Origin of the sequence: Vibrio sp. 10N.261.52.A1, assembly GCF_002876325.1 — a bacterium.
Lineage (GTDB): Bacteria > Pseudomonadota > Gammaproteobacteria > Enterobacterales > Vibrionaceae > Vibrio > Vibrio chagasii.
In genome coordinates this window covers 880-4343 of record NZ_MCYD01001306.1, presented here as the reverse complement: position 1 = coordinate 4343, position 3464 = coordinate 880, and the positions used below count along the sequence as shown (strand labels likewise).

The 3464-nt window shown below is 44.0% G+C and carries 2 protein-coding genes and 1 pseudogene; all 3 read right to left on the bottom strand.

The genetic code is table 11. The annotated features are described in order from the left end of the window. Positions 1-658: 658 nt before the first annotated feature. On the bottom strand, positions 659-1549 hold the full coding sequence (malG, locus tag BCT81_RS27175; RefSeq protein WP_063525338.1) for a maltose ABC transporter permease MalG: 891 nt from the start codon (positions 1547-1549) through the stop codon (positions 659-661). 11 nt (positions 1550-1560) lie between these two features. Continuing rightward, complete coding sequence (gene malF / locus BCT81_RS27170) at positions 1561-3132, bottom strand: maltose ABC transporter permease MalF (RefSeq protein WP_102426479.1); 1572 nt, start codon at positions 3130-3132, stop codon at positions 1561-1563. A gap of 81 nt (positions 3133-3213) precedes the next feature. Continuing rightward, positions 3214-3464 (bottom strand): annotated as a pseudogene (gene malE, locus BCT81_RS27165) (maltose/maltodextrin ABC transporter substrate-binding protein MalE); the annotation flags it as partial.

Sequence of the window (3464 nt, the reverse complement as noted above, 5' to 3'; positions counted from 1 at the left end):
GCCTTGGATCAAGAAAGTATCTATGTATTACTGCAACACCTTGGATGCGCTCCTTCGAGTAAAGAGTTCTAACTAAATACTCAACCAAACACTTCACAAAACTAATACCCAAAACACCTTATATAAGCACATGAAATAACGAGCAAAAGCTCTAATAGGGACAATTGTGTCTATGTCCTTTTTTTATGCAATATCTATAGTTGTTGCATACAAATCATTGAAGTATCACGCAATGGAATATTAGCAATATATCAATAGACTAATAGCCCCTTATACTGAATGTCTGATTTGTGAGACTAGTTCATTTCCTCAAGTAACCGAGATGATGCAATCAATGTTTAGGAGAGAAGTGACTCGAAACTTTGAATACTTAAGCCGTTGTAAACGTAACAACCGCGCTGGGTAGACAGTTAGCGAGTAAAGCTGACACAAAGGTAAGATTAAAAACAGCAGGCATAAAAAAACCCAAGTAAATACCTGGGTTAGAGTTACAAAAACCACTAATCATTAATAGCGTAAGGAACCTGATTAGTAGCCAGCTATGCGTAACCTGAGGGTTATTTTTATTACTGATCGGCGACCAAACCAAATGATGTAATAAAAATGCCAATATAGAGCGACCTAATGGTCGCTCTTTTTCTTTCTTATAGGATACAGCTTATCCTTTTACACCACCTGCCGTCAAACCGCCAACTAACCAACGTTGAGCAAGTAAGAAAACGATAGTGATAGGAAGCGCTGAAAGTACAGCCGCTGCCGCAAAGTCACCCCATAAGTAGTTCTGAGGATATAGGTATTGCTGCATACCTACTGCTAGCGTGTAAGAGTTCACATCGGTAAGTAGGATAGACGCTACTGGAACCTCACCAACTGTCGCAATGAAAGATAGGATAAACACAACAGCTAGAATTGGCACAGACAGTGGAAGTAGAACCAGTCTGAATGCTTGCCATGGCGTTGCACCGTCTAGTGCTGCCGCTTCTTCTAGAGAGTTATCAATCGTCTCAAAATAGCCTTTGATCGTCCATACGTGTAGTGCGATACCGCCTAAGTAAGAGAAGATCAAACCACCGTGCGTATTCAAGCCTAAGAACGGTACGTATTGTCCAAGTTTATCGAACAGTGCGTAAATTGCCACAAGAGCCAATACCGCAGGGAACATTTGGAAAATCATCATCGCTTTCAGGATTGTGTTCTTACCTTTAAAGCGCATACGAGCAAACGCGTAAGCTGATGTCGTAGACAGTGCCACAATCAGAATCGATGTAATACCCGCAACTTTCACAGAGTTCCACAACCAAGTCAGTACTGGGAATGGTGGTGTTGTTACCGAACCATCGGCGTTTGTTACTGAGATGCCTAGTGCAAGTTTCCAGTGCTCCAGCGATGGATTATCTGGAATCAAACTACCCGTTGCGAAGTTACCTTCACGGAACGAGATCGCGATGATCATCAGTAGTGGGAAGATAATCATTGCCAGGAAGCACCACAACAGTGCATGTGTTGCCCACACTCGGTATTTAAGGCCTTTACCTTGTACCATAGCCATTGTCGTGCTCCTTAATCTTGAGACAGTTTAGTGAAACGAAGGTTTAGTAACGCTAGTGCACCAACCAATAGGAAGATAAGCGTCGCGATAGCACTTGCTAGACCAAAGTCTTGACCGCCGCCGCCTTCGAATGCGATTCGGTAGGTGTAGCTTACAAGTAAGTCTGTGTAACCCGCTGGCTCAGAAGTGCCAATCATGTTCGGACCACCGTTCGTTAATAGTTGAATCATTACGAAGTTGTTGAAGTTAAAGGCGAACGCTGCAATCAATAGCGGTGTTAGCGGCTTAATCATCAATGGGAAAGTGATTCGCTTGAAGTTATCAAGGAAGTTCGCACCATCGATTGCTGACGCTTCGTACAGGTCATCAGGAATCGCTTTAAGCAGACCCATACATAGGATCATCATGTAAGGGAAACCTAGCCATGTGTTTACAATCAACACCATGGTTTTCGCAAGAATCGGGTCAGAGAACCAGTTCGGGCTTAGGCCGAAGATATTCTCAAGCACCATATTGATTTCACCAAAGCTCTGGTTGAATAGACCTTTAAAGATAAGAATCGAGATGAACGCTGGTACCGCGTAAGGCAGAATAAGCAGAACTCGGTAAATCGAACGACCTTTCAGCTCTTCCCACTGTACGATGTTTGCAAGTACAAGACCGATAATCAGAGTGAACGCCACAGTACATACAGAGAAAATAACCGTCCAGATGAAGATGCTGATGAAAGGTTCTTTAATGCCGTCATCTTTCCATACACGTTCAAAGTTGTGCGTACCAATGCCAACGACGAAGCCAGGAGAAATAGTGTTACCAGTAAACTCACCGTTTGCATCAACAGGTTGGTAGAAACCAACTTCCATATTTGGCTTTAACACGTCACCAGTTTCATTGTTAACCAGTGTTTCGCCATCTTCTTGTAGCGTGTAAAGCGGAGCAACAGAGGCAAACTTACGCAAACCGCTCATGCGGATGTCATCGCCGTTTGGCAGGTGGAAATCTACGCCACTGATCGCTGCTCGGTTTTGAATGATCGCTTTGATCTTCTCTTTTTCACCTTGAGCCGACTCGATAACCGATAGGTCCATATCTGTCGCTGTCATACCTTCTAACGAAAATACGTCAGTCGCTAACAGTTGGTCGCCATCTTTAACCACGATTTGGTGGCCGTTATCTGTTTTGTACAAAGTGAATGGGTAGCTTTCGCCGCTTTGGAAAGAGCGGTCTAAAAGAACAGTTTGAGTACGTTCTAGAGAAAGTTGGTTTTTTGCGCTGTAGTTAGTAAACGCCAGCCCAACGGTGTATGCCAATGGGAAAAGAATGAACAAGATCATTCCGGCAATACCCGGGTAAATATAACGGTGGGCGTAAGTTTTCTTACTACCAAAAATGTAAAGAGCTAAAGCCGTTAAGATCACTGTAAGCAGCGCAAAAGCGAGCTCACCGCGAGAATACATTAGAATTGTAGCGTAGCCGTTAATTAAGCCAACGCTACCAAGCAACCCCCATTTGATGAAGACGCTTTTACTGCCTGGAAGGCTTGATGGTGCTGGGATAGCATCTGTACCTTGAACTGACTGCATAGAGGAACCTGCTAGCGATATAGATAAAAAATAGAAAAGTAAGGAGAGGTTGCCCTCTCCTTAAAAGGTAGTGCTTAGTTATTACTTAGTCATGCGAGCTTCAGCACCTTTCAGCGCTTGGTCTACTGTTTGACGACCATCAACTACGTTGCCGATCGCTTCTTCCATGCTGTACCAGAACGTTGTGAACTGAGGGATGTTAGGCATGATTTCGCCGTTCATCGCGTTGTCCATTGTTGCTGCGATACGAGTGTCGCTGTCTAGTTGACGTTGGAAAGAGTTTAGAGCAACAGCGCCAAGTGGTTTGTCGTCGTTCAGGCTCTTCATACCTT

What these genes read in the sequence shown, in the direction of transcription:
- malG (WP_063525338.1), bottom strand. Translation starts at nt 1,549, where the DNA reads ATGGCTATGGTACAAGGTAAAGGCCTTAAATACCGAGTGTGGGCAACA.
- malF (WP_102426479.1), bottom strand. Translation starts at nt 3,132, where the DNA reads ATGCAGTCAGTTCAAGGTACAGATGCTATCCCAGCACCATCAAGCCTT.